The following is a 26,354-nucleotide window of genomic DNA, read 5'->3' as shown; positions in this document are numbered from 1 at the left end:
CAGATAATCCGCGCATTGGCGACTCATGCGTTCAGGAACGATTAAGAATCAATTGAAATGCGCCGGGGATTCGCCTCGCGGACGCCCGCTCGCCGTCGCGATGTCGGCCGTTTGCCGAGTGCGGCCGCCCGCCCTGCGCGGCTACGCTGTGGAGACCGGCAAATCCACCCGGTTGGCGCAAGCTAGCGATCTTATCGCAATTCAAGGCTGTGCGAAATCCGGCGCCATTCCCCGCAGCCGACGCCGCTTTGCAGGATCGCCATGTCCGCCTTCGGGGACCTCATGTTCAACAACAAGACATTGCTGATCACCGGCGGCACGGGATCTTTCGGCAATGCGGTGCTGAGGCGCTTCCTGAACTCGGGCATCCGGGAAATCCGCATCTTCAGCCGCGACGAGAAAAAACAAGACGACATGCGCAAGCACTATGGCAGCGCCAAGCTCAAATTCTATATCGGCGATGTCTGCCACGAGCCAAGCCTGGTGCAGGTGATGCGCGGCGTCGATTTCGTCTTCCACGCGGCGGCGCTGAAACAGGTTCCGTCTTGCGAATTCCACCCGATGCAGGCCGTCCGGACCAATGTGCTGGGCGGCGAGAACGTCTTGAACGTCGCCATCGCGAGCGGCGTGAAGCGGGTCGTGTGCCTGAGCACCGACAAGGCCGTCTATCCGATCAACGCCATGGGCACCAGCAAGGCGATGATGGAGAAGGTGATGGTCGCCGCCAGCCGCAGCCTGGACGACAGCGGCACCATCATCTGCGGCACCCGCTACGGCAATGTGATGGGGTCGCGGGGCTCGGTCATCCCCTTATTCGTGCGGCAGGTGCTGGACGGAATTCCGATCACCATTACGGATCCGGCCATGACCCGGTTCATGATGACCTTGGAGGACTCCATCGATCTGGTCCTGTACGCATTCAAGAACGGCTCCAATGGCGACATTTTCGTGCAGAAGGCGCCGGCGGCGACAGTCGAGACCCTGGCGACGGCCATCCTGGAACTGATGGACCGGCGTGGCCACCCGATCACCATTCTCGGCAGCCGGCATGGCGAGAAGCTGAATGAATCGCTGCTGTCGAGGGAGGAGTGCGCCTGCGCCGAGGACAGGGGCGATTATTTTCGCGTGCCGCCGGATGGGCGCGACCTGAACTACACAAAATTCGTCGAGCAGGGAAAGCCCCGCATCACGCTTGCCTTGCACCAGGAGGATTATAATTCCTCCAACACGGCGCGGCTCGATGTCGAAGGGATGAAGGCGCTCCTGTCGAGATTGAACCTGATGAAGACGGTCGCCCGGGGCGAGCCCGCCTTCGCCGAGGATGAGCGATGAGAGTGCTGGTCACCGGCAGCGGCGGTTTCATCGCCAAAAATCTCCTGCTGGTTCTGGCCGAGCGGGCCGATGTCGAGCTGCTGCGCTTCGACCGGCGGGACGATGCGGCGCGATTGCCGGAGCTGATGCGCGAGGTGGATTTCGTCTTCCATCTGGCCGGCGTCAATCGGCCGAAGGCGGCGTCGGAATTCGCTTCCGGCAACCGTGACCTGACCCGGGCGGTGTGCCATGCGGCGCGCACGATCGCGGAGACCTCGCGGCGCAGGATCCCCATCCTGCTGGCGTCGTCGATCCAGGCCGGCGGGGACACGCCCTACGGACGCAGCAAGCGGGCGGCGGAACAGGCCGCCTTCGCGGTCAGGCAAAGCCACGGCGTGCCCGTCCACGTCTTCCGCCTGCCCAACGTCTTCGGAAAATGGGGGCGCCCGGATTATAATTCCGTCGTCGCGACCTTCTGCAGCAACATCGCCCGCGATCTGCCGATCGACATTCGCGACGCCGACGCCGCTTTATCCCTCGTCCATGTCGACGACGTGATCGGGCGTTTCATCCAGTTGATGGATGGGGCGACCCCTTCCGAAAACGCCGAAGGGTACGAGACGGTCGCCCCGCAATATGAGACGACCGTCGGGGCCGTCGCGGCGCTGATCCGGAGTTTCAAGGCGAGCCGCGCCACGCTGACGACGGAGGCGGTCGGCTCGGGGTTCGCCCGCGCGCTTTATGCGACCTATGTCAGCTATCTTCCGCCGGCATCATTCGCCTATGCCGTGCCGCAGCACAAGGATGCGCGCGGCGCATTCGTCGAAATGCTGAAAACGCGCGACAGCGGTCAATTCTCCTATTTCTCCGCCTTCCCGGGGGCCACGCGCGGCGGCCATTACCACCACAGCAAGACGGAAAAATTCCTCGTCATCAAGGGCCGGGCGCGATTCAAGTTCCGTCATATGCAGACCGGCGAAACCTGCGAACTGCACACCAGCGGCGAGACATCCGAAATCGTCGAGACGCCGCCGGGCTGGGCGCATGACATCACCAATATCGGCGAATGCGAGATGATCGTCCTGCTCTGGGCGAACGAGGTTTTCGATCGCGCCAGGCCCGACACTTACGCGTTCGCGCTGTAGGCGGGCGGCAAAACCGATGACAAAACTCAAAGTCATGTCCGTGGTTGGCACCCGGCCCGAGCTCATCCGCCTGTCGCGCGTGCTGGCGGCGCTCGACGCGAGCTGCGACCTCACCCTGGTCCACACCGGACAGAATTTCGACTACGAGCTCAACCAGGTGTTCTTCGACGAGCTGGACATCCGCAAGCCCGATTATGTGCTGGACTGCGCGGCGGGAAGCGGCAGCGCCGCCCATACGATCGGCAGCATCATCATCGCGGTGGACCGGCTGCTCGCGGCGGTTCGGCCGGAGGCGTTTCTGGTCCTGGGTGACACCAATAGCTGCCTGTCCGTGATCGCCGCCAAGCGGCATAAGGTGCCGATCTTCCACATGGAGGCGGGCAACCGCTGTTTCGATCCGCGCGTCCCCGAGGAGACCAACCGCCGGATCGTCGACCACACCGCCGACATCCATCTGCCCTATAGCGGCATCGCGCGCGAATACCTGCTGCGCGAAGGGCTGCCGCCCGATCACATCATCAAGACCGGCAGCCCGATGTTCGAGGTCCTGCAGCATTACAGGCCGCGCATCGAGACCTCCGAGATCGTCCAGCGGCTGGATTTGCAGCCCGGGCGCTATTTCGTCGTCAGCGCGCACCGGGAAGAGAATGTCGAGGCCGACGACAATTTCGCCCGGCTGGTCTCGGTTATCAACATGGTCGCCGCGGAGCACGGCCTGCCGGTGATCGTCTCCACCCATCCCCGCACGCAGCAGCGGATCGCCGCGACGGGCGCGAAATTCCATCCGAACATCCGTCTGCTGAAGCCGCTCGGCTTCCTCGACTATGTCAGGCTGCAAATGTCCGCCAAGGCCGTGCTGTCCGATAGCGGCACCATCAGCGAAGAAGCGTCGATCCTTGGCTTTCCGGCCCTCAATCTGCGGGAGGCGCATGAGCGGCCCGAAGCCATGGAGGAAGCCGCCGTGACGATGGTCGGGCTGTCCGCCGAGCGGGTCCGGCAGGGCCTGAGCCTGCTTGCGGCGCAGCCGCGCGGCGGGGGGCGTCTCGCGGACGATTACAGCCGGCCCGACGTCTCCGAAAAGATCGTCAGGATCATTCACAGCTACACCGATTATGTGAACCGCGTCGTCTGGAAGAAATATTGAGGCGGTGCGCCGCCGCGCTCCGCTCGACAACACGCCATTCGGCGATCAGGACACGACATGCGGCGCAAAGCACGACGGATGACCGCCTCGCTCCTCAAGTCCACATCCCAGTTTTGGGCCGAGAGGAAACGCAAAGCCCTGGAAGGCGTCCTGCGCGGGCCGAACCTGAGATACAATAAGTGGCTGCGATGGAAGCAGGCGGAGCGCATCTCGCAACTGGCCCTCGCGCATCATCGCTGTAATGAGCTCGAGCAGGCCCTGTCGACCCTGGAAGCGGGCCTCGATGAGCACCCCGACTCGCAAAGGCTGCTGGCCGACTATCTGCGCATTTGCTGCGACCGTGAACAACTCGCGCGTGTTCTCGATTTCATCGACCCCGCGAAGACGCAACTTCGCGAGACGCTGGCCGCGATCCGCATTCTGACGGCGCCCCCGGACCGAAACGAGCGCCACCTGAAAAACGCCCCCGTCCGGCTGACGGCGGAAACGGTCGACAGGAATTTTGCCGGGGATGTCGTGAAGCTCTGGCGCCTCGCCGACCTGATGGAACATGCGGGCAAGGTCGATATATCCAGCCAGATCCATCGGCAGCTTTCAAGGCGTGCCCCCGTCGATCTCGACGACTATGTGTATGGCGGCGTGTCGGACATCCGGCTCGGCCAAGTCGAATCGGGCTTCAAAAAACTGAGCCTCGGGCTGGCCGCGTTTCCGGAGTCGGAACACCTCAAATCCGTGCTCAAGGACTGCTGCTACGCGCAGCTCGCCTTCGATCATTATCTGAGCGTGACGGGTATAATGCGCGAAACCGAGCCGGATAAGCCGGATTTCGTCCTCGATTTCTACCGCAACGCCTTGAGGCTCAACAAGCCCGAGGCCTTCATGGTCAAATTCAAAGACGCCGAAATCAACTGCGGCGGCGCCGCTTTCCCGGTCTTGCAGGATGAGTTCCTGGCGGCATTGCGCGACAGCAGCCCGTCGCTCGAACAGGCAAAGCGCTGGATCTTCCTGAGCCGGCTGCTCGGGCTCGAGGCCCAATTCACCGCAAAGCTGTTCCTGCTGCTTTATTCCCTGGATTGGGGCCAGCAGGATCAATCGGCAAAGTACTTACTGACGCTGATCTACAAGCTGACATTGGTGCTGGCGCCGCACCATGAGTTCGATCCTGACCACGCGGTCAGCCAGTTCGCGAACGATGCGCAAGCCTTCGCCCGGCAGCCGATGAGCATGTCCGAACCCATTGCCGATTTCGGACCCTATTGGGCGATTTGGACGAGCCTCTTATTCATCGTCCAGCCGAGACGGCACGGGCAGACCATGGCCGCCTTCGAGCAGCTTGCCTTCAAGCTTTGGCCGAGGCTGGACTACACCGCCCCCCATATTCGCCGCCGCATCAGCTTGCGGCGGATCGCGCGAAGCAAGATCCGCGTCGGCTTTACCGTTCTGGACTCGATGCCGATGATGTCGGGTCTGATGGACCGCCTGGACAAGCGCCGCTTCGAGACGGTGTTTCTGCGCGCGGGGCCAAGCGGGCAATCGCCGACCGCAAATGAGTGGATTGCGCGCTCGGGCAAGACGGTGGAATATTCCGACCGCGATGCCTACGCGGCAATCGCCACCATCGCCAAGCAGAAACTGGATATGTTGATCTCTGGCCCCTGTGTGCCGCAGATCTTCTTCCCGCTCATGGCCAGACTCGCGCACCTGCATATGGTGTTGCTGGAGCCGAACTGGCCGGATGGCATCAAGAACAGCGATTATTACATCTCATGGCAATTGGCCGAGCCGGAAAACTATCGGGATTTCTACAAGACGCCGGTCTCGCTGTTGCAACGCCCGCCTTATTGGATCGAAAAAACCCCCTTGCGCGACCCCTCGGCAAGCGCCGGCGAGGCCGGCCGGGATATTCGGCGTCGCCTGCTGGGTCTGACGCCGGATGAGCGCGTCTATGTCTGCGCCAATACGACGCCGAAAATCCATCCGCAGATGGATGAGATCTTGCTGAAACTTCTCGAAACGGATCCTGGCGGCAGGCTGGTCTTCTTGCGCGGCGACCAATCGCCGGCGCAGTTGCTGAAGGCAAGGCTGAGAGAAAAACTCGGCCGCCACTACGAGAGGGTGATTTTCGTCAATAGCCTGGAGAAGGACGATGCGCACGCGCTCTTGCTCGCGGCGGATTGCTGCATCGATTCCTTTCCGATCTGCGGCATGTCGTCGAGCTTCGACGGCATCATGCTCGGCGTGCCGATCGTGACGCTGCCCGCCGACATCCCGTTCGGGCGATGGACGGCGGCGATTTACCAATATCTGGGCATTACCGGCCTCACCGCCGGCGGCGCCGACGACTATATCGCCATCGCGGTGAAGCTTGCGACGGACAAGGACTGGAGACGTGCCAAATCGGCCGAGCTCACGGAGAAGGCCTCGCTTTATATCGAGAACCAGGCGGGCTTCGACGAGTTTCAACACTTTCTGCTCCAGGCGTGGCGCCGGAAGCAGGCGGGCCTGCCGCCCACGAGCTGGGTGGCCGGGGAATGGCAAGGCGGCTGAGCCGTCCCTCCGGTCTACGGCGACGCTTTGAGACCTCATTCCCGCCGCCGCCGGACCTGATCGTCCAGCCTCGCCGCCTGCTTTTTCCGCAGCTTCTCACAAACTATTACCTCGTTTAACCCCGGTCCGGGGGCCGGCGCTGCTAGTTTCTTGGAGTTTGCCGCAGTTCAGGCCCAGGAGACCAGACCATGAGCGAAAGCCCGAAACTTTCAGCATCATCGGGGCTGGCGTCCGCTTCCATCGCCGAAGCGCCAGCGCCAACATCGCCGCACCCGTCCTCCCGCAGCTCGATCCCGCATTCCAGCGTCTCGCTGCGAGTGAACGGCACCAGATACGCGCTGACCCTCGATACGCGCACGTCCCTGCTCGACGCGCTGCGCGAGCACTTGCATCTGACCGGCACGAAAAAGGGCTGCGATCACGGCCATTGCGGCGCCTGCACGGTGCTGGTGAACGGCACCCGCATCAATGCCTGTCTCAGCCTCGCCGCGATGCATGACGCCGATGAGATCCTGACCATCGAGGGTCTGGGCACGCCGGACGATCTGCACCCGATGCAGGCCGCCTTCCTGCGGCATGACGCCTTTCAGTGCGGCTATTGCACGCCGGGCCAGATCTGCTCGGCGGTCGCCATCCTCGACGAGATCGAGAGGGGCGTCCCGAGCCACGCAACCGGCGATCTCACCGCCCGGATGGAGGCCAGCCACAGCGAGCTGCGCGAGCGGATGAGCGGCAACATCTGCCGCTGCGGCGCCTATTCGAACATCCAGGCGGCCATCGCCGAGATCGTTGGAGGCGCCGCATGAGACCGTTCACCTATGAACGGGCGGCCAGCCCCGCCGCCGCCATCGCGGCCGTCACCGCGACGCCCGGCGCCAAATTCATCGCCGGCGGCACCAACCTGCTCGACCTCATGAAATTCGAGATCGAAACGCCGACGCATCTCGTCGACGTGCGAAGCCTGCCGCTTGCCACGATCGAGGACACCGAGGAGGGCGGGCTCCGGATCGGGGCGCTGGTCACCAATACCGACCTTGCCTCGCACCCGCGCGTGAAGCGCGATTACGGCGTGCTCTCCAGGGCCATCGTGGCCGGCGCCACCGGCCAATTGCGCAACAAGGCTTCGGTGGGCGGCAATCTCCTGCAGCGCAACCGCTGCCCGTATTTCTACAACACCGCCGTGCCCTGCAACAAACGCGAGCCGGGCTCGGGCTGCTCGGCGATCGGCGGCGTCTCGCGCTCGCTCGCCGTGATCGGCACCAGCGAGCTCTGCATCGCCCAGAATCCCGGCGACATGGCGGTGGCGCTGCGGGTTCTGGATGCGCGCATCGAGGCGATGAATGCCGCCGGCAAAACCCGCACCATCCCGATCGCCGAGTTCTTCCGCCTGCCGGACTTCACGCCGGCGGTCGAGTTCGCGCTTCGGCCCGGCGAGCTCATCACCGCCGTGACGCTGCCCCCGCCGATCGGCGGCTCCCATCATTACCACAAGGTCCGCGACCGGGCGTCCTACGCCTTCGCCATCGTGTCGGTGGCGGCCGTGCTGCACGAAGACGGGACCGGCCGCGTCGCGTTCGGCGGCGTCGCGCCGAGGCCGTGGCGCGTCGAGCGCGCGGAGGCGGAATTGCCGCAAGGGTCGGAGGCCGTCGTGGCGGCGGCGTTCGATGGCGCCAAGCCGACGCAGGATAATGCGTTCAAGATCCCGCTCGCCGAGCGCGCGCTCGCTCTGGTGATTGCCGAAGGGAGAGGTTGAGGCCATGCAGTTCACCACGCCCGCCGGCCGCAATCCGATCGACCAGCTCAAGGTGGTCGGAAAGCCCGTCACCCGCGTCGATGGCCCGCTCAAGGTCACCGGCAACGCGCGCTATGCCTATGAGCGGCACGAAGTCGTGCCGAACCAGGCCTATGGCTGGATCCTCGGCGCCACCATCGCCAAGGGCCGCATCATCCAGATCGACACCGCGGCGGCGGAGGCCGAACCGGGCGTCCTTAAGGTGCTGACGACACTCGACCGCGACCCGGTGCCGCCAGGATTTCGCGCCACGGTTCACCTCTTCGGGGGCGCCGAGATACAGCATTATCATCAGGCGATCGCATTGGTGGTGGCGGAAAGCTTCGAGCAGGCGCGCGCGGCGGCTCACCTCATCGCGGTCGAGTACGAGACGGCCCACGGGCGGTTCGATCTCGCGGCGGAGGCCTCGGGCGCCAAGCCCATCGCGGACCGGGACAGCCCGGACTCGCCGATCGTCGACCGCGTCGGCGATTTCGATGCCGCATTCGCCGAAGCGCCGGTCACGCTCGACGAGAGCTACGCCACCCCCGACCAGAGCCATGCCATGATGGAGCCGCATGCGACCATCGCCGCCTGGGCGGATGGAACGCTGACGGTGTGGACGTCGGCCCAGATGATCGGCTGGCACCGCGAGGACCTTGCCCATATGCTCGGTCTCGACAAGGAGGACATCCGCGTCGAGTCCCCGTTCATCGGCGGCGGATTCGGCAGCAAGCTGCTGCTGCGGGTCGACGCGCTGCTTGCCGCGCTCGGGTCGAAGGCCACGGGCCGGCCGGTGAAGGTGGCGCTGCAGCGGCCGCTCATCATCAATAACGGCACGCGCCGCGCGGGGACCATGCAGCGGATCCGGCTCGGCGCGACCCGCGACGGGCGGCTGACGGCAATCAGCCATCACAGCCTGAACGGCAATCTGCCGGGCGGCTTCGCCGAGGCGGCGGTCGCGCCGACGCGGCTGCTCTACGGCACGCCGAACCGCGACCTCGCCCTCAAGCTCGCGATCCTGGACCTCCCGGAAGGCAACGACATGCGCGCGCCGGGCGAAGCGTCGGGCTTGATGGCCTTGGAGATCGCGATGGACGAGATGGCCGAGAAGCTTGGCCTCGATCCGGTCGAGTTCCGCATCCGGAACGATACCCAGGTGGATCCCGCCAAGCCGGAACGGCCATTCTCGGAGCGGCACCTCATCGAATGCCTGAGGACCGGCGCGGAGCGGTTCGGCTGGTCGCGACGCAACCCGTCGCCGGGCGCGGTGCGCGACGGCAAATGGCTCGTCGGCCTGGGGATGGCGGCGGCGTATCGCGGCAATCTGGTGACGCCGTCGAAGGCGCGCATCCGGCTGGAGCGGGATGGCCGGCTTACGGTCGAGACCGACATGACCGATATCGGCACCGGCTCATATACGATCCTCGCCCAGACGGCGGCGGAGATGATGGGCTGCCCGCTCGGATCGGTCAAACTGGCGCTGGGCGATTCCGCATATCCCGCCTCGTCCGGCTCCGGCGGCCAATGGGGAGCCAACAATTCCACCGCCGGCCTTTATGCCGCGTGCGTCAAGCTGCGCGAGGCGGTGGCCGCGCGGCTCGGCTTCAACGCCGAGGACGCCGCGTTCGCGGACGGGATGGTCACCTCCGGCAACCGTTCCGTCCCGCTCGCCGAAGCCGCCAAGGATGGCCCACTGACAGGCGAGGACGGCATCGAATACGGCGATCTCGACAAGCGATATGCGCAGGGCACCTTCGCCGCGCATTTCGTGGAGGTCGGCGTCGACAGCTTCACCCGCGAGGTCCGCGTGCGGCGCATGCTGGCAGTGTGCGATGCGGGCCGCGTGCTGAACCCGATCACGGCGCGCAGTCAGGTGATCGGCGGCATGACCATGGGGGTCGGCGCCGCGCTGATGGAGGGGCTCGCCGTCGACAGGCGGTTCGGCTATTTCGTCAATAACGACCTGGGCGGCTACGAGGTGCCCGTCCACGCCGACATCCCGCATCAGGAGGTGATCTTCCTGGACTATCCGGACGACAAATCATCGCCGATGAAGGCAAAAGGCATCGGCGAACTCGGTCTGTGCGGCGTCGGGGCGGCCGTGGCCAATGCGGTTTACAACGCAACCGGCATCCGCGTCCGCGACTACCCGGTCACCGTCGACAAGCACTTGGCCGAGGCGCCGCAGCGCGCCTGACCGGGGAAGCCGGTCGAGACCGAGCCGCGTCCGAACTCTCTCGCGCCGCCGCTTGCCGATCGAAGTCCATATGAATGCAAGCTGAAGCGCTGAACCCTATTTGTAAAAATTGATGCAACGCGCTGAATCTGACAATTTTCTAGACATTTGTTCCTAACAGTTCTTAGTCACTGTCAAGCAAATGCATAATCATATTACAGGAAAATACAATTTCGGCGTTGCTGAAAACTGCCGATCTCTCGAAAATGGATCTACCGAGGAATCCAATGAGGAGATCTTGATATGGTTCGAAGCAAAATCGCGCTGAGCGTGGCCGCCTTTGGCTTTGCTGCCCTGTTGGGCGGCGCAGTCCAGGCCTCCCCTGCCCAGACGCTGCGCCCTTCGATCAGCGAGCAGTTCGGGCTGGAAACCCCGGCGGTGCAGAACGTGCGCTGGCGCGGCGGTTATTGCCGCGACTGGCGCCATACTTGCGCAAGCCGCTGGGGCTGGCGCACGAACCGCTTCTTCCGCTGCTTGGGCCGCCACGGCTGCTGACGGCCAGGGCGGGATGCCGCCCAGCCAGCATTGAGATCGCAATAAAACGGGCGAGTCCGCAGCGATGCGGGCCGCCCTTTTTTTAAGCGCCTCGCACCCAAGCCCATTCGCCGCGCGCAAATAGAAAGGCGATTGCCCGCCAGCAGAGCGCCGGAAACAGTCTTCGAAATACCAAGCCCGGCGCGCCATCAGCTTGCTTTTTTCTGCATTCATAAGTCAATTACCGGGTAAGCTGGGGCGGGTCGGAACGTAACCGGGGGCAGCACGGGAATGGAATTTTCGGCATTTCAGATCGCGAACTTCTTCCTGGCGGCGCTGATCTATGCCCTGCTCGGACGCTTCCTGATGTCGCTGCTTTTCGAGCCGCAAAGCGAAGCGCGCATCTGGCGGGTGCTCGTGATATCGACGAACCCGGTCGTCAAGGCCGTGCGCGTTCTCACTCCGCATCTGGTGCCGATCAATCTGGTGGTGCTGTTCGCCATCCTGTGGGCGCTGCTGGCGCGGATCGGCCTGTTCATGGCGCTCACGGCGGCGGCGCCCCGGCCGGGCGCGGGAGCCTGAGCATGGCGCAGGACGATGTGAGCCGGCGCTCATCGCTGCTGAAGCGGGATCTGCTGCTGGTCGGCATCGCCGCGTCCTCGCTGCTGAACGGCATTTACCTCTCGCCGCTTTTCGACCCGGCCTTCGCGACGCTTCGCCAATTCGCGCCGGGCTTCTTCATCTCCGCACCGCTGCTCCTCTTATATTTCACCTCGCTGCTGCTTGCCGCCGCCACCCTGGTCGTCGCCGGCGTGCCCGCCGCCTTGTTCGAGCGCCTGACCGGGCGCACCCATACGGATGCCGCCTCGCTCGGCGTCTGGCTGGCGGCGACGGCCCTGCTCGCGGCGCCTTCGCTGCTGGCGCAATTGGGGGTTCTCGATTGAGCCGCCGAGGCGGGCAAGTGCGGGACGCCACATCTTGCCGAACCCGATATTGCAGTGCATCATTGATCGAGTTGAGGCTGCGGAGCGGGCGTCCGGACCATGCAGAAGCTGCAAGATCTCGCCTGGGTTTCGGTGGCGCGCGGCTGCGGATTTGCCGCTCTCGGCATCGTCACCTTGATGTTCGCCATGTCGGGGCATCTGGCGAGCGCCTTCAAATCCGGCGGCATCCTCACGCTGATCACCAGCCTCGTGCTGCAATTTCGCGGCTGGCAGGCGCCGAAAATTCCCTATAAGCGCACCGAGCTTTGGCTGATGCTGGAGCCGCAGCACCGCCCCGACGATGCGCTCGCCCAAACCGTGATCGGCGAAACGCTGAAGCGCACCTATCTCGGCTTCGCCCTGCACTCGGCCCTGCTGGCGAGTTGCCTGTTCGCGCTGTCGCTGGTGCTGGGCCTCTTCGGCTGAAGTGGGCTTAACGGAAATAGACCGGGATGGTGAATTCGCGCTGGCCGGGCGATGAGCCCGCTGGAGCGCTCGGAAAGGGCGTCGCGCTGCGCAGAGCCGAGAGCACGGCCTGGTCGAGCCCCGCGTTGCCGCTCGAGCGGGCGATGCGGACATAGCGCAAGCCGCCGGATTCGGTCAGACCGAAGACGGCCACCACGGTGCCCTTGCCGGCGCTGCCGCGCGGACGGTTCTGGGCGACATGAGCGCGGACGCGGCTGGCATAGGAGATGATCTGGCCCGACGACGCCGAGACGCGGCTCGCGGACTTGCCGGCTGAGTTGGCCTGCGCCTGGGCCTGGGCTTTCGCGGCGGCCTTGCGCCGCGCCTCGCGCTCGGCTTTGCGGCGCTCGTCCTCGCGTGCCTCGCGCGCTCTCTCCTCGGCTTCGCGTCGCTCCTCGGCTTCGGCATCGGCCTTGCGCTTGGCCTCCTCCTGGCTGCGCCGATCGGCTTCGGCCTTGCGCTGCGCCTCTTCCTGCTCCTTCTGGCGAAGCTCGGCTTCGGTGCGCAGGCGCTCCTGCGCCTCCGCCTCCAGACGCGCCTGGGCCTCGGCCTTCAGTCTGGCTTCCTGCTCCGCCTGGATGCGCGCTTCCGCCTCGACCCTCTCGCGCGCCTCGGTCTCGGCCTTCTCCCTTGCATCCGCTTCCGCCTTGGCGCGGTCCGCTTCGAGCTTCTGGCGCTCCGCCTCGACGCGGGTGTCCTCCTCGGCGATCTTGGCGTCCGGCTCCGGCTCGGGCGCGGTCGGGTCGGGCTGACCGGCCGCCGCGCCGCCGCCGGCCTGCTCCGCCTGTTCCGGCTGGGCGAGCGTATCGACGGTCTGCGTGAAGGTGAGGTTGACGCTGATCGCGGTGGTCTCCTGCTCGATCGCGCCCTGCTGGCCCGAGCGCGGCAGGATCTGATAGAGCGCGACGCCATGCAGCGCCAGCGACACCGCCACCGCGACGCCCATCATCCAGGACGGCCGCTCCTCGGGAATGAGAATGCGCGGCACGGCCTGCTCGGGCTGAATCTCACGGGCCGAATTGTCCGCCGGAAGCGACGAGCCGTCCATGCGTGCCGACTTCCTCTCCGTTATGCCGAGCGTGAATTGTGACCATGCCAAAGGGGCCGCTAAACGAGCCCCGGCGCAATCAGTTAAAACGCGAAGGGCGCGGCAGACAAAACCGTTTCGCTCAGGGATATTCGTGAAAGCACTTCAAGCGTGCAATGGTCAAGCCCTCGCGGCCTCGCGCAGCAATCGAGCGCGCGAGGCCAACAGCATAGCGAGAGTTGAAGAAATTCATCCGTCCGGAGGCGGGCGGATGGCATCCGTGGCGGGAATCAGAACGAGACGTTGTTGACGACCCAGGCGCCGCCTGCGGCAACAAGGCCGGCGATCAGGATCGGCGGCAGCGTCTTGACGAAGACGGTGAGCAGCGCGGCGAAGGCGGACAGCACCTTCTCGCCGGCTTCGGCCAATTCACGCGCGGCCCGGTAGAGCAGATAGATCACGGCCCCGGCCACGATCACCAGCAGGAGCTGCTTCCACAAATCCAGCTCGCTCAGAGAACTCCACGGCACGCTCGAAATCTGCTGGATGGTCCATCTCCAGATCGACTCGACGAAACGGAAAATGAACTGAAGACCGGACCTTAAAAAATTCAAAAGCTGATCGAGAAACTGCATGATCCATTCTCCCCAAAAGGCTCTCGCCTACCCCCGGCGCCGCGATCTCGATTGAGATCGAGTTGCGGCCGGCGCTGGACGACACGTCGATGACTGCGATCGTCCGGACACCACGCGTGAGTGTGCCACGGAAGCCCGGCCCGGCAAGGAGAATCAGACGCCCCGCCGCAAGCTCCGCATGGTTTTCGCCCCCGCATGGGCCATCGTGAAACAGGTCCACCGCTCGCCTTTCCAATAATGGTCGGCGCGGCCCGCTGTTCCCTTGCCGGGAGGCCGATTGTGGGAATTTGAGTCAAGGCTTACGGGGCGAATTCATAATTGCGCGCGGGGGAGAAATTCGCCGCCGAGGCGGGGTGAACTCGGCCCTTGAACGCGCCGCAGCCCAGCCCTCTCCCATGGGGAGAGGGTGGCGCGCGAAGCGCGCCGGGTGAGGGGGTAATGCCTCTCGGTGTGGCGACGGCGACGCCCTGCCCTACCGAGAGGCATTACCCCCTCACCCTAACCCTCTCCCCATGGGAGAGGGAACTCGGCCGCGGTTTGGGTTGGAGGCAGCCAACTCCCCCAACCTGGCGCAGGCGCTAGCGCACTTCCTCATGCGGCGCGCGCGTGGAGGAGGCGGTCTCTGCCACCGGCTCGACGCGGTAGATGCCGCCTTCTTCGCTGTCGGTGCAGAAATAGATGAAGCCGTCCGGGCCGGTGCGCACGTCGCGGATGCGGCCGACCTTGTCCTTGAGGTAATGGTCCTCGCCGACCACCTTGCCGTGGTCCATCTTCAGCTTCACCAGCATCTGCCCGACCAGCGCGCCGAGCCAGATCGTGTCCTTCCATTCGGATACGTGGCCTTCGTAGACGGTCATGCCGGAGGGCGCGATCGAGGGCACCCAATAATGCACCGGCTGCTCCATGCCGTCCTCTTCGGTCTGGCCGTTATTGATCGGCGTGTCGTCATATTCGCGGCCATAGGTGATGACCGGCCAGCCGTAATTGGCGCCCGCCTTGATGATGTTCAGCTCGTCGCCGCCCATCGGCCCATGCTCATGCGCCCATAGCGTGCCGGTCTCGGGATCGATGGCCAGCCCTTGCGGATTGCGGTGGCCGTAGCTCCAGATGCCGGGGCGGGCGCCGGGCCTGCCGACGAACGGGTTGTCCTCCGGGATGCTGCCATCGGTGCGGATGCGGATAATATGGCCGTAATCCTCGCTGAGATTTTGCGCGTGGCGGCGGTCATAGCGGTCGCCGAGGGTGAGGAAGAGATAGCCGTCCTTGTCGATCACCATACGGCCGCCGAATTCCTCCAGCCCGAAGGTCGCCGGGGCGCTGTCGAACAGGATGACGCGATCCTCCAGCACCTGCTTGTCCAGATTGAGCCGCGCCTTCATCACCCGGACCGTCGAGGCCTCGCGTGTGCCGTGCACATAGGACAGATAGATGGTCCGGTTATTGACATAGTCCGGGTCCAGGATCACGTCCATCAGCCCCGCATGGTCCTCGGTCGGGCGCGGCGGCAGGCCGGTGATGGTTTCCAGCTCGAACGCGCCCGGCGTCACCACCTGCAATTCGCCCCAGCGCTCGGTGACCAGCAGACGGCCGTCCGGCAGAAAGGCCATCGACCAGGGATGATCGAGCGGGCCGGCAATGCGCGTGACGGTGAATTCCGGCTCCGAGCTATCTTCCAGAATCTGGGTCGTCGTCTCCGCGAGGGCGGGCGCCGCCAGGGACAGCGCCAAAGTCAGCGGGACGGCGACGGCGAGGGCAAGGCAGGACAGGCGGTGTTCGGCGATCGAGGTCATGATATGGCGGGTCTCTTCTGGAAATGCGGGGTGAACGGCAGGACGACCAGCCATGCCGCGCGAACTCTTTCGGAAAATCACCACCTGAACGCGTTGAAACTGAGGCCGCCGGACACCGGCGGTGGAAATCAGTTGCCCGCGCGCCCTCGAGGGGGCAAAGTCCGGCCCTCATTGCAGCGATCCTCCAACGACCCCAATTCTTGGCCAGTCCCAAGCTCTCACCGAAGCCTCAATCGCCCATGCATCCGATCATTACCGTTTCCCATCTGGAAAAGACCTATCGCGGCGGCTTTCACGCGCTCAAGGACATCAACCTCGAGATCAGGAAAGGCGAGATCTTCGCGCTGCTCGGCCCGAATGGGGCGGGCAAAACGACGCTGATCTCGACGATCTGCGGACTCGTCAACCCGACGAGCGGATCGGTCAGCGTGGACGGACATGACATCATCGCAGATTACCGCGCCGCGCGCAGCCTGATTGGCCTCGTGCCGCAGGAATTGACCACCGACGCCTTCGAGACCGTCTGGGCGACCGTCAGCTTCAGCCGCGGGTTGTTCGGCCAGAAGCCGGCGCCCGCCCATATCGAGACCGTGCTGAGGCAATTGTCGCTGTGGGACAAGAAGGACAGCCGCATCATAACGCTGTCCGGCGGCATGAAGCGCCGGGTGATGATCGCCAAGGCGCTGTCGCACGAGCCGCAAATCCTGTTCCTGGACGAGCCGACCGCCGGTGTCGATGTCGAGCTGCGCCGCGACATGTGGGAGCTGGTGCGCCAGTTGCGCGCGACCGGCGTCACCATCATCCTGACCACGCATTACATCCAGGAAGCGCAGGAGATGGCCGACCGCGTCGGCGTCATCAATCGCGGCGAAATCATTCTGGTCGAGAACAAGGCCGAGCTGATGCGCAAGCTCGGCCGCAAGCGGCTGATCCTGGACTTGCAAAAGGAACTCGACGGCGTGCCCGATGAGCTCAACGGCTACGGCCTCGAAATCGCCGACGAAGGGCGCCAGCTCATTTACACCTATGACAGCCAGGCCGAGCGCACCGGCATCACCACCTTGCTGAAGGTGCTGAACGAGACCGGCGTGCGGGTGAAGGACCTCAATACGACGCAGAGCTCGCTGGAAGAGATCTTCGTCAATCTGGTGAAGAAAACGGCATGAATTTTCAAGCGGTCAAGTCGATCTACCGGTTCGAGATGTCCCGGTTCGGGCGGACTTTGTGGCAAAGCATCGTGGCGCCGGTGGTCTCCACCGCGCTCTATTTCGTCGTGTTCGGCAGCGCCATCGGCTCGCGCATCGCCGAGATCGACGGCATCAGCTACGGCGCCTTCATCGTGCCGGGGCTGATCATGCTCAACCTGCTGATGCAGAGCATTTCCAATGCCTCGTTCGGCATTTATTTTCCCAAATTCACCGGCACCATCTACGAGGTGATGTCGGCGCCCGTTTCATTCTTCGAGATCGTGCTCGGCTATGCCGGGGCGGCGGCGACCAAGGCGATCATTCTTGGCCTGATCATCCTGGCGACGGCGGCGCTGTTCGTGCCGCTGCATATCGCGCATCCGTTCTGGATGGCGCTGTTCCTCGTCCTCACCGCGATCACCTTCAGCCTGTTCGGCCTGATCATCGGCATCTGGGCGGATAATTTTGAGAAGCTGCAATTCGTGCCGCTGCTGGTGGTGTCGCCGCTGGTGTTTCTCGGCGGCAGCTTCTATTCGATCCACATGCTGCCGCCCTTCTGGCAGACGGTGACCCTGTTCAATCCGGTGGTGTATCTGATCAGCGGCTTCCGCTGGAGCTTTTACGAGATCGCCGATGTCAGCCTCGGAACCAGCCTCGCCATGATCGCCGTGTTCCTGGTGCTGTGCATCGCCACGATCTGGTGGATTTTCAAGACGGGCTACCGGTTGAAGACGTAGGGCGCCGGGGATGCCTTCGGCGTAAAGACACGATTGGCGACCTGTAAAGACGTGGTGACGCAGCGCGGTTGGAGCTCCCGTCGCCGCTCTGCTTTTCCACCGCGACCATCAGCGGTCCCACCGGCGGTACGCACCTCTTTGGCATTCCCTCGAAAGCGGGAATCCAGTACGCCACAGCGGTCGTGATTGCGCGGCGCGTACCGGCAAGTGTCGCCCTTTACTGGATCCCCGCTTTCGCGGGGATGACAATTGCGGGGCGGCGGCGAAAGGTCGAGCAACTTGGCTCGGCAACCAACAAAAAAGGCCGGGTTGCATTCCACTCTGCCCAACTGCACTAGAGCGGATCGGTTCCGATGGAGTCAGCCGACACCGTCTGGGTGCTGTCATTCCCGCGAAGGCGGGAATCCAGCATCCTTGAGGAGCCCGCCGTGAGGCGTGGCTGGATTCCCGCCTTCGCGGGAATGACAAAAAGGTGGCGTCGCGCGCGCCTGACGTTTTCTCTAAAATGATCCCGCCCTAGCGCGCCGGCGCCGCGTCTTTCGGGGTCTTGGAGGCGGCGATCTCGCGCTTCTTCGAGATCGCGGAGGATTCGATGTTCAAGAACTCGGTCTTCATGATGTCGACCTGGCCGCTGGTCAGCACATTGTTGGGCGCCATCGCGCCGTTCTTGCCGGCCGGCGCGACGCCCGTGAAGGCGACCGTCTGCAGCGACTGCTTCGAGAAATCGAGCCGCGCGACCATCTCCGGATTGGGCTGGTAGGACGCGTTCGACACCACATGCACGACCTTGTAGCCCTCCAGCTTGAGCTGGGTCAGGAAGCCGTCCAACCCCGCCGCCGTCACCGCCTTCAGATCGTGGAACAGCACCACGCCGCCCTTCATCTGCCGGACCCGCTCCATCGCCTGATTGATGAGCTGCTCCGGCGTGAGGCCCGCCATGGTGTCGTCGGAGACCACGTCGACCGACCAGACGCTGATGTCGCGGCTGGCGAGATAGGCGTTCAGCTCGGGCGAATCGTTGAGGCCCGGATAGCGGAAGAACGGCGCGATCGGCTCGCCGAGCGCGTAAGAGGTGGCGACGAAGCCTTTCTCGATCTCGATCTTGGCTTCCTCGATCGGCAGCTTGCTCAGATCGCGGGGATGCGACCAGGTGTGGGTCGCGATGGTGTGGCCGCGCTTGGCCGCATCCTTCAGCGCCGCCGACATGAACAAGGCCATCCGCCCGACGGTGAAGAACGTCGCCTTCACGCAATGCCGGTCGAGCGTGTCGAGGATGGTCTTGGTGTAATGGGAATGCGGACCGTCGTCGAAGGTCAGGATGACCTCCATCTTCCGGACCGGCGCCGAATTCTTATATTGCAGCCGCCCGAAGGTTTTGCCTCCGGTGGAATCGACGGCGACGGTGCGGGAAAGGCCGGTGGTCTTGGGATCGTCGGCGCAATCCGCGGCACGCGCATGGGAAGACGCGGCAGCAAGAAGGGTTGCGGCCGCGACCACCTTCATTAACCGATCCATCCGACACCCTTCCACATGCTTACGCTGATCCATTGTGATGGCTGGAAGCCGCGTTACAAGTCACAAATCCCTCGGGACCAAACTTGGGGGCGCATTGTTGATTCTCGGCTACAGCTCTGGCGGGCTGCCACAAAATATGACTAAATCTGTGCCCTTCCGATTCGCTCGAAAGGCATGTGGATGGGTTTGAAGATCGCAAGCTGGAACGTCAATTCCGTCAAGATCAGGACCGAGGCCGTCAGCCAATGGATCTCCGAAGCACAACCGGACGTGCTGTGCCTGCAGGAGATCAAGTGTCAGGACAACAGCTTTCCGAGAACACTATTTGAAGATCTTGGCTATAATATTGCGCTATTGGGTCAAAAATCTTACAATGGCGTGGCGATCCTCTCCAAATGGCCGATCAGTGACGTGACATTGGGGCTGCCGACCTTCCCCGAGGACGAGCAGGCGCGCTATCTGGAGGCGGTGATCGGCCTGCCTGACGAGGCGGTGCGGGTGGCCTCGATCTACCTGCCGAACGGCAATCCGCCCGATACGGGGAAATACGAGTATAAGCTGCGCTGGATGGACGCGCTGCGCCAGCACGCGCGCACGCTGCTGACCTATGAGGAGACGCTGGTGCTCGGCGGGGATTACAACGTCATCCCCACGCCGGCCGATGCGGCGAACCCGGCGGCTTGGGTGGGAGATGCGCTGTTCTTGCCGGATACGCGGCGGCATTTCCGCGGCCTGCTGAATCTGGGTCTGCGCGATGCCCTCAGGGCCTGCACCAATGAGGCGGGTCTGTATAGTTTCTGGGATTATCAGGCCGGCGCGTGGCAACGCAATAACGGCATCCGCATCGACCATCTGCTGCTCTCGCCGGAGGCGGCGGGACGGCTCGAGGCCAGCGGCATCGACAAACATGTCCGCGGCCGGGAAAAGCCGTCCGATCACGTGCCGGTCTGGGCGGTGCTGAATTAGGCAGGGGACTGGTGCAGGCTGGCGTGGGCGGGTCTAGAGGCTTGCGAGGTGAGGCCACTCGGATCCTCGCGAAGGCCGGGAGCCAATAGTTTCGGACGCGAAATTAGACCTCTGCCCAATCCTTTGCGCTGCGGCGTGCTGATCCCCGCCTCGCGGGGATCTCGTTTTAGGGTTGGCGAGCCGGTGCATTCTTATCGCGCTTTGGTTAGACGCGCCGCAGCCGGACCGTGCTCGGCATGCTTCGCATACGCCTCTCGCAATTGATAGACTTGCGCAATTGCGTGGGCGCCTCCTCGCGTCGTCCCGGGCGGCCGTCAGGCCGGACCGGGACCCATTGGCGGACCAGCGAGCACCGTGCTCGCGCAGAGGCGAGTAGGCCCCGGCTCTGTCGGCCGGGGCGACGGAGTTGTCGGGAAGCGCAAAGTCTCCCCGAGGGGAGAGGGAAAGAATAGTGGCACCCAGCAATCTAACGCGAGAGCGGAGCTTTACCGTGGTTTGACGCCATGCGCCACCCCTCGCCGCAGCCTCACCCCTCCAAAGGGAGAGGGTGGCACGCGCTAGCGTGCCGGGTCACGGCTTGCGGACTCTCGAACCCCACCCCGCCTAAGAGAGATGGCGTTGATCGCGGTGGCGGCGCGCCGGCTGAGCAATCAACCCTTAGCGCTGCGGCTCCAGTTTCTGGTTGGGCTCGACACCGGGCGGCAGGTGCGCGCCGGTGGTCTGGTTGCCGAAATGGTCGGTGTCCTTGGCCAGGTTGAAGTTGAAATTCTTGGCCTCGCGCGCCGGCGAGCGGACCGGCGGTGGCACCTCGCCTTGCGCCACCTGATCGAGCAGCATGTTCTGGCGCTGAAGCTGGGGATCGCCCAGCGGCGGCGCGCTCTGGCGCTTCGCGGGGTAGACCGCCTTGTATTTTTCGACCAGATCGCGCGCTTCCTGCTCCAGCTCCTTGGAGGCCATCAGCAGCGCGTCCTCGACCAGGGGCCGAATCCAGCCCATGTCCTCGGGCTCGGCGTTTTCATTGGCGAGGATCAGCAAGGCCAGACCCGGCCCCTGCCGCTGCTTCATCAGCTTGCCCTCCCACATCAGCCAGCCGAGATAGGCCTGGGCCGGGGGATAGCGCTTGCGCGCGGCGGTCTCGAGCAGGTGAATCGCCAGCGTGGTGTTCTGCGCCGCGCCGTCGCCGGTCAGGTAGAGCTTGGACAGCTCCAACAGGCTGGCGGAATCGTCAAGCATGACACCGGACTGGAAATAAAGCTGAGCCGCCATGTTCATGTTGCGGTCCCAGCCGGGAACCGACAGCCCGGCCGCATAGCAGGCGGCGCAGCGGCGGAAAGCCTCGGCGACGAGCGGCGCGGACGGGGTGAAGCGGTCGGCGTCGGAATAGCGTTCGGCGGCAGCGCTGTAGAGCCGGCAGGCTTTCAGCTTGTCGGCCTTGACCAGTTGGCCTTCCTCGAAAATCCGGCCGAGGCGCAGCATCGCCGCCAGGCTGCCCTGGTCGGCCGCCCGCTGCAGCGCGGCAACACCCGTATCCGGACGCCCGGCTTTGAACGCCTCCTCCGCCACGGACAGATCGTCCTCGGCGGAGCGCGGGGACGCGGCCTGCGCTCCCGACTGATACAAGGGCAACGCCATCAGAACGAGCGCTGCAACGACCCCGAAGACTTGCCGCATCTTACTGATCCGCATAAACGATGATTTCGCTCTTCGCACCCGGATGGGTGACAGCCCCCATGCGCGCCGGCCCCACTTGCTGCGCGTATTTCCACAAGGCCCCACTCCGGTAGTCCGTCAGGCGCGGCTTCCAATCCGCCTGACGCTTCTCGAGTTCCTGCGCGGAAACCTCCAGATCGAGCCGTCCCGTCTCAGCATCGATCGAGATCGTGTCGCCGTCCCGCACCAGCGCGATCGGGCCGCCCCTCGCCGCTTCCGGGCCGACATGGCCGATGCAGAAGCCGCGCGTCGCGCCGGAGAACCGGCCGTCCGTGATCAGCGCCACCTTCTCGCCGGAGCCCTGGCCGTAGAGCGCCGCCGTGGTCGACAGCATCTCCCGCATGCCGGGACCGCCGATTGGGCCCTCATAGCGGATGACCAGCACGTCGCCGTCCTTGTACTGGCGGTCCTCGACGGCGCGGAAAGCGTCTTCCTCGCAGTCGAAGCAGCGGGCCGGGCCGCGGAATTGCAGCGCGTGCAACCCGGCCACCTTGACGATGGCGCCATCGGGCGCGAGCGTGCCGCTGAGGCCCGCGACGCCGCCGGTCGGCGACAGCGGTTCATCGACCGGGCGGATCACCACCTGATTCCTGGGGAAGGTGACGCCTTCCAAATTCTGAGCGATGGTCCGGCCGGTGACGGTCAGGCAGTCGCCATGCAGGAAGCCGCCATCGAGCAGCGTCCTGAGCAGCACCGGCATCCCGCCCACGTCGTACATATCCTTGGCCACGTACCGGCCGCCGGGCTTGAGGTCGGCGACATAGGGCGTGCGCTTGAAAATCTCGGCGACGTCGAACAGATCGAAGTCGATACCCGCCTCATGGGCGATGGCCGGCAGGTGCAAAGCCGCATTGGTCGAGCCGCCGGAGGCGGCAACCACCGTCGCGGCGTTCTCCAGCGATTTGCGGGTGACGATGTCGCGCGGGCGGATATTCTGGGCGAGGAGCTGCATCACGCCGCGCCCGCTGTCATGGGCGTAGCGCTCGCGGCTTTCATAGGGCGCCGGCGCGCCGGCGGAACCGGGCAAGGCCAGACCCATCGCCTCGGAGACGCAGGCCATGGTGTTCGCGGTGAACTGGCCGCCGCACGAACCCGCGCTCGGGCACGCGACGCATTCCAGTTCATGCAGGTCCTCATCCGACATATTGCCCGCCGAGTGCTGTCCGACCGCTTCGAAGACATCGGCCACAGTTACGTCGCGGCCCTTGAACTTGCCTGGCAAGATCGAGCCACCGTACAGAAAAATACTGGGGACATTAAGGCGAACCATTGCCATCATCATGCCGGGCAAAGACTTGTCGCAGCCGGCAATCCCGACCATCGCGTCGTAGCAATGGCCGCGCATGGTGACTTCTATGCTGTCGGCGATGACCTCGCGCGAGACCAGCGAGGATTTCATCCCCTGGTGGCCCATCGCAATACCGTCGGTCACGGTGATGGTGCAGAATTCGCGCGGCGTGCCATGCGCCTCGGCGACGCCTTTTTTGACCGTCTGCGCTTGGCGCATGAGGGAGATATTGCAGGGAGCTGCTTCGTTCCAGCAAGAAACGACGCCGACGAAAGGCTGGTTGATCTGCTCCTCGGTGAGTCCCATCGCATAGTAGTAAGATCGATGCGGCGCCCGTTCCGGGCCCACTGTTACATGCCTGCTTGGCAGGTTCTTCTTATCGAAGATCTTTACTTCCATCGTGAACTCTAATCCGCCCAAGGGGCTTTGCTCAACCGTAGCGTACGCCACAGACCGCGTGTTTCTTCTGCGATGAGAAACTTGGCAACGCTTACAGAATGCCGAATATGTCTTTGGTTTAAATGGTTTTCAGCCCAAGGCCATGCAACTACGCCATGCATCCAATCGATGATTGCATGGTCGAAAAGTTTTATGGCGTAAAGGAGGCAGGAATGCCGCAGTACGTTGCGTCCAGGCAACAGCGGCATTCAAACTCTGGTATGGCCTGGACAGATAACGCGCAAAGCCGACGTCATCCCGCTAAATCTTTTGGCATCTGTGGCGTACAAGCCACTTACGCCGCCGCCTCGAGGCGCTTCAAAGCATCGTGAAGGCGCTTTTCGGCAGCGGCGGCATTGGCCAGCCGCTCGCGATTCTCCTCGACCACATGGTCCGGTGCCCGCGCGGTGAATTTCTCGTCCGAAAGCTTCTGATCGAGCTTGGCGATCTCGCCCTTCACCCGGTCGATTTCGCGCCGCAGCCGGTCGGTTTCGGCGGCGAGGTCGATAATGTCGGCGAGCGGCAAAGCCAGCACCGCGTCCTTCATGACGATCTGCACGGCGCCCTTGGGCGGGGCGGCCTCGAATCGCATGGCGGAGAGGCGGGCGAGCCGGGCCAGCGTGTCGCGATGGCGTTCGGCGCGGGCCTTGACGGCGTCGCCGGCGCCGGAAATCACCAGCGGGACCTGCGCGGCGGGCGGCACATTCATTTCCGAGCGCACCGAGCGGACTTCGGAGACGAATTCGATCACCCAAGCGATCTCGGCGTCGGCCGCCTTGTCCTCGAGGCTGGAAAGCTCAGGCCAGGGCGCGACGATCAGCATGCTGTCGCGGCCGCCGACCGCCTCGCCGGTGCGCTGCCACAGCTCTTCGGTGATGAAGGGCATGAACGGATGCAGCAGCGCCAGGATGCGGTCGAAGGTCCAGGCGAACATGGCCTGGGTCTCGGCCCTGGCGGTCTCGCTGGCACCGGTCAGGATCGGCTTGGCCAGCTCCACATACCAATCGCAGAATGTGTGCCAGACGAACTGATAGGCCGCGTTGGCCGCATCGTTGAAGCGCTGCTGCTCGATGGCCTCGGTAACGGCCGCCGACGCGCGCTGCGCCTCGCCGGCGATCCAGCGGTTGATGGTTTCCTTGGCGGAGGACGGATCGAAATCCGCAACGCTCTTGCAGCCGTTCATCTCGCCGAAGCGGGCGGCGTTCCAGATCTTGGTCGCAAAATTGCGGTAGCCCTCGACGCGGTTCGCCGACAGCTTGATGTCGCGGCCCTGCGCGGCCATGGCGGCCAGGGTGAAGCGCAGCGCGTCGGCGCCATATTCGTCGATGAGGTCGAGGGGGTTCATGACGTTCCCCTTCGACTTCGACATCTTCTGGCCCTTCTCGTCGCGGACGAGGGCGTGGATATAGACCGTGTGGAACGGCACCTCATGCATGAAATGCAGCCCCAGCATCATCATCCGGGCGACCCAGAAGAAGATGATGTCGAAGCCGGTGACCAGCACCGAAGTCGGGTAATAGCGCGCGAGTTCCGGCGTTTCGTCGGGCCAGCCGAGCGTGGAGAATGCCCACAGGCCAGAGGAGAACCAGGTGTCGAGCACGTCCTCGTCGCGGCGCAGCTCGGCCGGCTTGCCGTAATGCGCCTCGGCCAGCGCCTGGGCTTCGGCCTCGTTGAACGCAACGAAAATCTCGCCGTCCGGGCCGTACCAGGCCGGGATCTGATGGCCCCACCAGAGCTGGCGCGAAATCGTCCAGGGCTTGATGTTGCGCATCCATTCGAAATAGGTCTTTTCCCAGTTTTTCGGCACGAAGACGGTGCGGCCGTCCTCGACCGCCTGGATGGCGGGACCGGCCAGCGTCTTGGCGTCGACATACCATTGGTCGGTCAGCCAGGGCTCGATGATGCTGTCCGAGCGATCGCCTTTAGGCACTTTCAGCAGATGCGGCTCGATCTTCTCGACAAGGTCCAGCGCCTCTAGATCGGCGACGATGCGCACCCGCGCGTCGAACCGGTCCATGCCGCGATAGGCTTCGGGCACGTTCTCGTTCATCGCGCCATGCTGGTCGAAGATGTTGATCAGCGGCAGGTCGTGGCGGCGGCCGACCTCAAAATCGTTCTCGTCATGCGCGGGCGTGATCTTGACCGCGCCAGAACCCTGCTCGGGATCGGCATATTCATCGGCGATGATCGGGATCTCGCGGCCGGTCAGCGGCAGCTCGACCATCTTGCCGATATATTTCGTCCAGCGCTTGTCGTCCGGATGCACGGCGACGGCGGTGTCGCCCAGCATCGTTTCGGGGCGCGTCGTGGCGACCACGATGAACTTTTGCTTCAGCTTGCCGGGGTTCTTGATCGGATAGCGGAAATACCAGAGATGACCCTTGGTCTCGACCGACTGCACTTCGAGATCGGAGATCGCGGTCAGCAGCTTGGTGTCCCAATTGACCAGCCGCTTGTCCTTGTAGATCAACCCCTGGCGGTAGAGATCGACGAAGACCTTGGTGACGGCCCGCGACAGGCCCTCATCCATGGTGAAACGCTCGCGCGACCAGTCGCAGGAGGCGCCGAGGCGCTTCAACTGCCCGGTGATGGTGCCGCCCGATTCTTCCTTCCACTGCCAGACGCGCTCGACGAAGGCCGCGCGGCCCATGGCGCGGCGGTCCGGGAGCTGGCGCTCCATCAATTGCCGCTCCACCACCGACTGCGTGGCGATGCCCGCATGGTCCGTGCCCGGCTGCCAGAGCACATCCTTGCCGCGCATCCGCTCGAAACGGACCAGCACGTCCTGCAACGTATTGTTGAGCGCGTGGCCCATATGCAGCGAGCCGGTGACGTTCGGCGGCGGGATGACGATGCTGAACGGCTCGGCGGGCGTGCCGTCGGCGTTCTTGCGGCCGCCGCGGAAGGTCCCGGCGTCGTCCCACTGCTGGTAGATCCGGCTTTCGATGTCGGACGGGCTGTAATGTTTCTCGAGCATGATGA

At 64.2% G+C, this 26,354-nt stretch carries 21 protein-coding genes; 14 read left to right on the top strand and 7 right to left on the bottom strand.

The genetic code is table 11. The features are described 5' to 3' along the window. The first annotated feature begins 282 nt into the window (after positions 1-282). The 11 genes from BLEFHOIH_RS03950 (at position 283) to BLEFHOIH_RS03900 (ending at position 12,040) form a co-directional block, all read left to right on the top strand. Complete coding sequence (locus BLEFHOIH_RS03950; protein ID WP_088343404.1) at positions 283-1,332, top strand: polysaccharide biosynthesis protein; 1,050 nt, start codon at positions 283-285, stop codon at positions 1,330-1,332. Beyond that, positions 1,329-2,456, top strand: a complete 1,128-nt coding sequence (locus BLEFHOIH_RS03945) for an NAD-dependent epimerase/dehydratase family protein (protein WP_088343216.1) — start codon at positions 1,329-1,331, stop codon at positions 2,454-2,456. Before BLEFHOIH_RS03950 ends, BLEFHOIH_RS03945 begins: the two co-directional genes overlap by 4 nt. 16 nt (positions 2,457-2,472) lie before the next feature. Continuing rightward, positions 2,473-3,600, top strand: a complete 1,128-nt coding sequence (wecB, locus tag BLEFHOIH_RS03940) for a UDP-N-acetylglucosamine 2-epimerase (non-hydrolyzing) (protein WP_088343215.1) — start codon at positions 2,473-2,475, stop codon at positions 3,598-3,600. 78 nt (positions 3,601-3,678) lie between these two features. After that, positions 3,679-6,147 (top strand): hypothetical protein, encoded by a 2,469-nt coding sequence (locus tag BLEFHOIH_RS03935; RefSeq protein ID WP_170936986.1) that lies wholly within the window; start codon positions 3,679-3,681, stop codon positions 6,145-6,147. 188 nt (positions 6,148-6,335) lie between these two features. After that, positions 6,336-6,953 (top strand): aldehyde dehydrogenase iron-sulfur subunit PaoA, encoded by a 618-nt coding sequence (gene paoA, locus BLEFHOIH_RS03930; protein ID WP_088343213.1) that lies wholly within the window; start codon positions 6,336-6,338, stop codon positions 6,951-6,953. Continuing rightward, positions 6,950-7,900, top strand: a complete 951-nt coding sequence (locus BLEFHOIH_RS03925) for a xanthine dehydrogenase family protein subunit M (protein ID WP_088343212.1) — start codon at positions 6,950-6,952, stop codon at positions 7,898-7,900. Before paoA ends, BLEFHOIH_RS03925 begins: the two co-directional genes overlap by 4 nt. Before the next feature lie 4 nt (positions 7,901-7,904). After that, positions 7,905-10,118, top strand: a complete 2,214-nt coding sequence (paoC, locus tag BLEFHOIH_RS03920) for an aldehyde oxidoreductase molybdenum-binding subunit PaoC (protein ID WP_088343211.1) — start codon at positions 7,905-7,907, stop codon at positions 10,116-10,118. Between the two features lie 282 nt (positions 10,119-10,400). Then, positions 10,401-10,652 carry a glycosyl hydrolase family 5 gene (locus BLEFHOIH_RS03915; RefSeq protein ID WP_088343210.1) on the top strand — a complete coding sequence of 84 codons (252 nt, stop codon included), beginning with the start codon at positions 10,401-10,403 and terminating at the stop codon, positions 10,650-10,652. Positions 10,653-10,922: 270 nt separating this feature from the next. Next, positions 10,923-11,213 carry a YggT family protein gene (locus BLEFHOIH_RS03910; RefSeq protein ID WP_088343209.1) on the top strand — a complete coding sequence of 97 codons (291 nt, stop codon included), beginning with the start codon at positions 10,923-10,925 and terminating at the stop codon, positions 11,211-11,213. 2 nt (positions 11,214-11,215) lie between these two features. Beyond that, on the top strand, positions 11,216-11,575 hold the full coding sequence (locus BLEFHOIH_RS03905; RefSeq protein ID WP_088343208.1) for a hypothetical protein: 360 nt from the start codon (positions 11,216-11,218) through the stop codon (positions 11,573-11,575). 99 nt (positions 11,576-11,674) lie between these two features. After that, on the top strand, positions 11,675-12,040 hold the full coding sequence (locus tag BLEFHOIH_RS03900) for a hypothetical protein (RefSeq protein WP_088343207.1): 366 nt from the start codon (positions 11,675-11,677) through the stop codon (positions 12,038-12,040). A gap of 7 nt (positions 12,041-12,047) precedes the next feature. On the opposite strand, the gene tolA is transcribed toward BLEFHOIH_RS03900, so the two are convergent. The 3 genes from tolA to BLEFHOIH_RS03885 all read right to left on the bottom strand — a co-directional run bounded on the left by tolA (position 12,048) and on the right by BLEFHOIH_RS03885 (position 15,585). Next, positions 12,048-13,127, bottom strand: coding sequence for a cell envelope integrity protein TolA (gene tolA, locus BLEFHOIH_RS03895; protein WP_088343206.1), 1,080 nt, complete (start codon positions 13,125-13,127; stop codon positions 12,048-12,050). Positions 13,128-13,396: 269 nt separating this feature from the next. Further along, positions 13,397-13,741 carry a hypothetical protein gene (locus BLEFHOIH_RS03890; RefSeq protein WP_088343205.1) on the bottom strand — a complete coding sequence of 115 codons (345 nt, stop codon included), beginning with the start codon at positions 13,739-13,741 and terminating at the stop codon, positions 13,397-13,399. 578 nt (positions 13,742-14,319) lie between these two features. After that, positions 14,320-15,585 carry a PQQ-dependent sugar dehydrogenase gene (locus BLEFHOIH_RS03885; protein WP_088343204.1) on the bottom strand — a complete coding sequence of 422 codons (1,266 nt, stop codon included), beginning with the start codon at positions 15,583-15,585 and terminating at the stop codon, positions 14,320-14,322. Positions 15,586-15,770: 185 nt separating this feature from the next. Between BLEFHOIH_RS03885 and BLEFHOIH_RS03880 the strand changes: the two genes are divergently transcribed. Together BLEFHOIH_RS03880 and BLEFHOIH_RS03875 are read left to right on the top strand one after the other, a co-directional pair. Then, entirely contained in the window at positions 15,771-16,697 is a 927-nt protein-coding gene (locus BLEFHOIH_RS03880; RefSeq protein WP_088343203.1) for an ABC transporter ATP-binding protein, read from the top strand. Further along, positions 16,694-17,455 (top strand): ABC transporter permease, encoded by a 762-nt coding sequence (locus BLEFHOIH_RS03875; RefSeq protein ID WP_088343202.1) that lies wholly within the window; start codon positions 16,694-16,696, stop codon positions 17,453-17,455. The genes BLEFHOIH_RS03880 and BLEFHOIH_RS03875 overlap by 4 nt, the downstream gene beginning before the upstream one ends. Positions 17,456-17,971: 516 nt before the next feature. Here the strand turns inward: BLEFHOIH_RS03875 and BLEFHOIH_RS03870 are convergent. Next, the gene (locus BLEFHOIH_RS03870) at positions 17,972-18,958 is read right to left on the bottom strand and encodes a polysaccharide deacetylase family protein (RefSeq protein WP_170936985.1); all 987 of its coding nucleotides are present in this window, start codon (positions 18,956-18,958) and stop codon (positions 17,972-17,974) included. Between the two features lie 198 nt (positions 18,959-19,156). Here BLEFHOIH_RS03870 and xth point away from each other — a divergent pair, with 198 nt between their 5' ends. Beyond that, positions 19,157-19,936 (top strand): exodeoxyribonuclease III, encoded by a 780-nt coding sequence (gene xth, locus BLEFHOIH_RS03865; RefSeq protein ID WP_088343403.1) that lies wholly within the window; start codon positions 19,157-19,159, stop codon positions 19,934-19,936. A gap of 657 nt (positions 19,937-20,593) precedes the next feature. Here xth and BLEFHOIH_RS03860 read toward each other — a convergent pair. From BLEFHOIH_RS03860 to BLEFHOIH_RS03850, 3 genes are all read right to left on the bottom strand, one after another. Continuing rightward, a complete protein-coding gene (locus BLEFHOIH_RS03860; protein ID WP_170936984.1) occupies positions 20,594-21,568 on the bottom strand; it encodes a tetratricopeptide repeat protein in 975 nt (324 codons plus the stop codon). 40 nt (positions 21,569-21,608) lie between these two features. After that, entirely contained in the window at positions 21,609-23,333 is a 1,725-nt protein-coding gene (gene ilvD, locus BLEFHOIH_RS03855; protein ID WP_088343199.1) for a dihydroxy-acid dehydratase, read from the bottom strand. 334 nt (positions 23,334-23,667) lie between these two features. Then, the gene (locus BLEFHOIH_RS03850) at positions 23,668-26,349 is read right to left on the bottom strand and encodes a valine--tRNA ligase (protein WP_088343198.1); all 2,682 of its coding nucleotides are present in this window, start codon (positions 26,347-26,349) and stop codon (positions 23,668-23,670) included. Positions 26,350-26,354: the final 5 nt, after the last annotated feature.

This window comes from Rhodomicrobium sp. R_RK_3, assembly GCF_002198715.1.
GTDB lineage: Bacteria > Pseudomonadota > Alphaproteobacteria > Rhizobiales > Rhodomicrobiaceae > R-RK-3.
The sequence above is the reverse complement of the archived record's forward strand: the minus strand, read 5'-3'. Positions and strand labels throughout refer to the sequence as shown.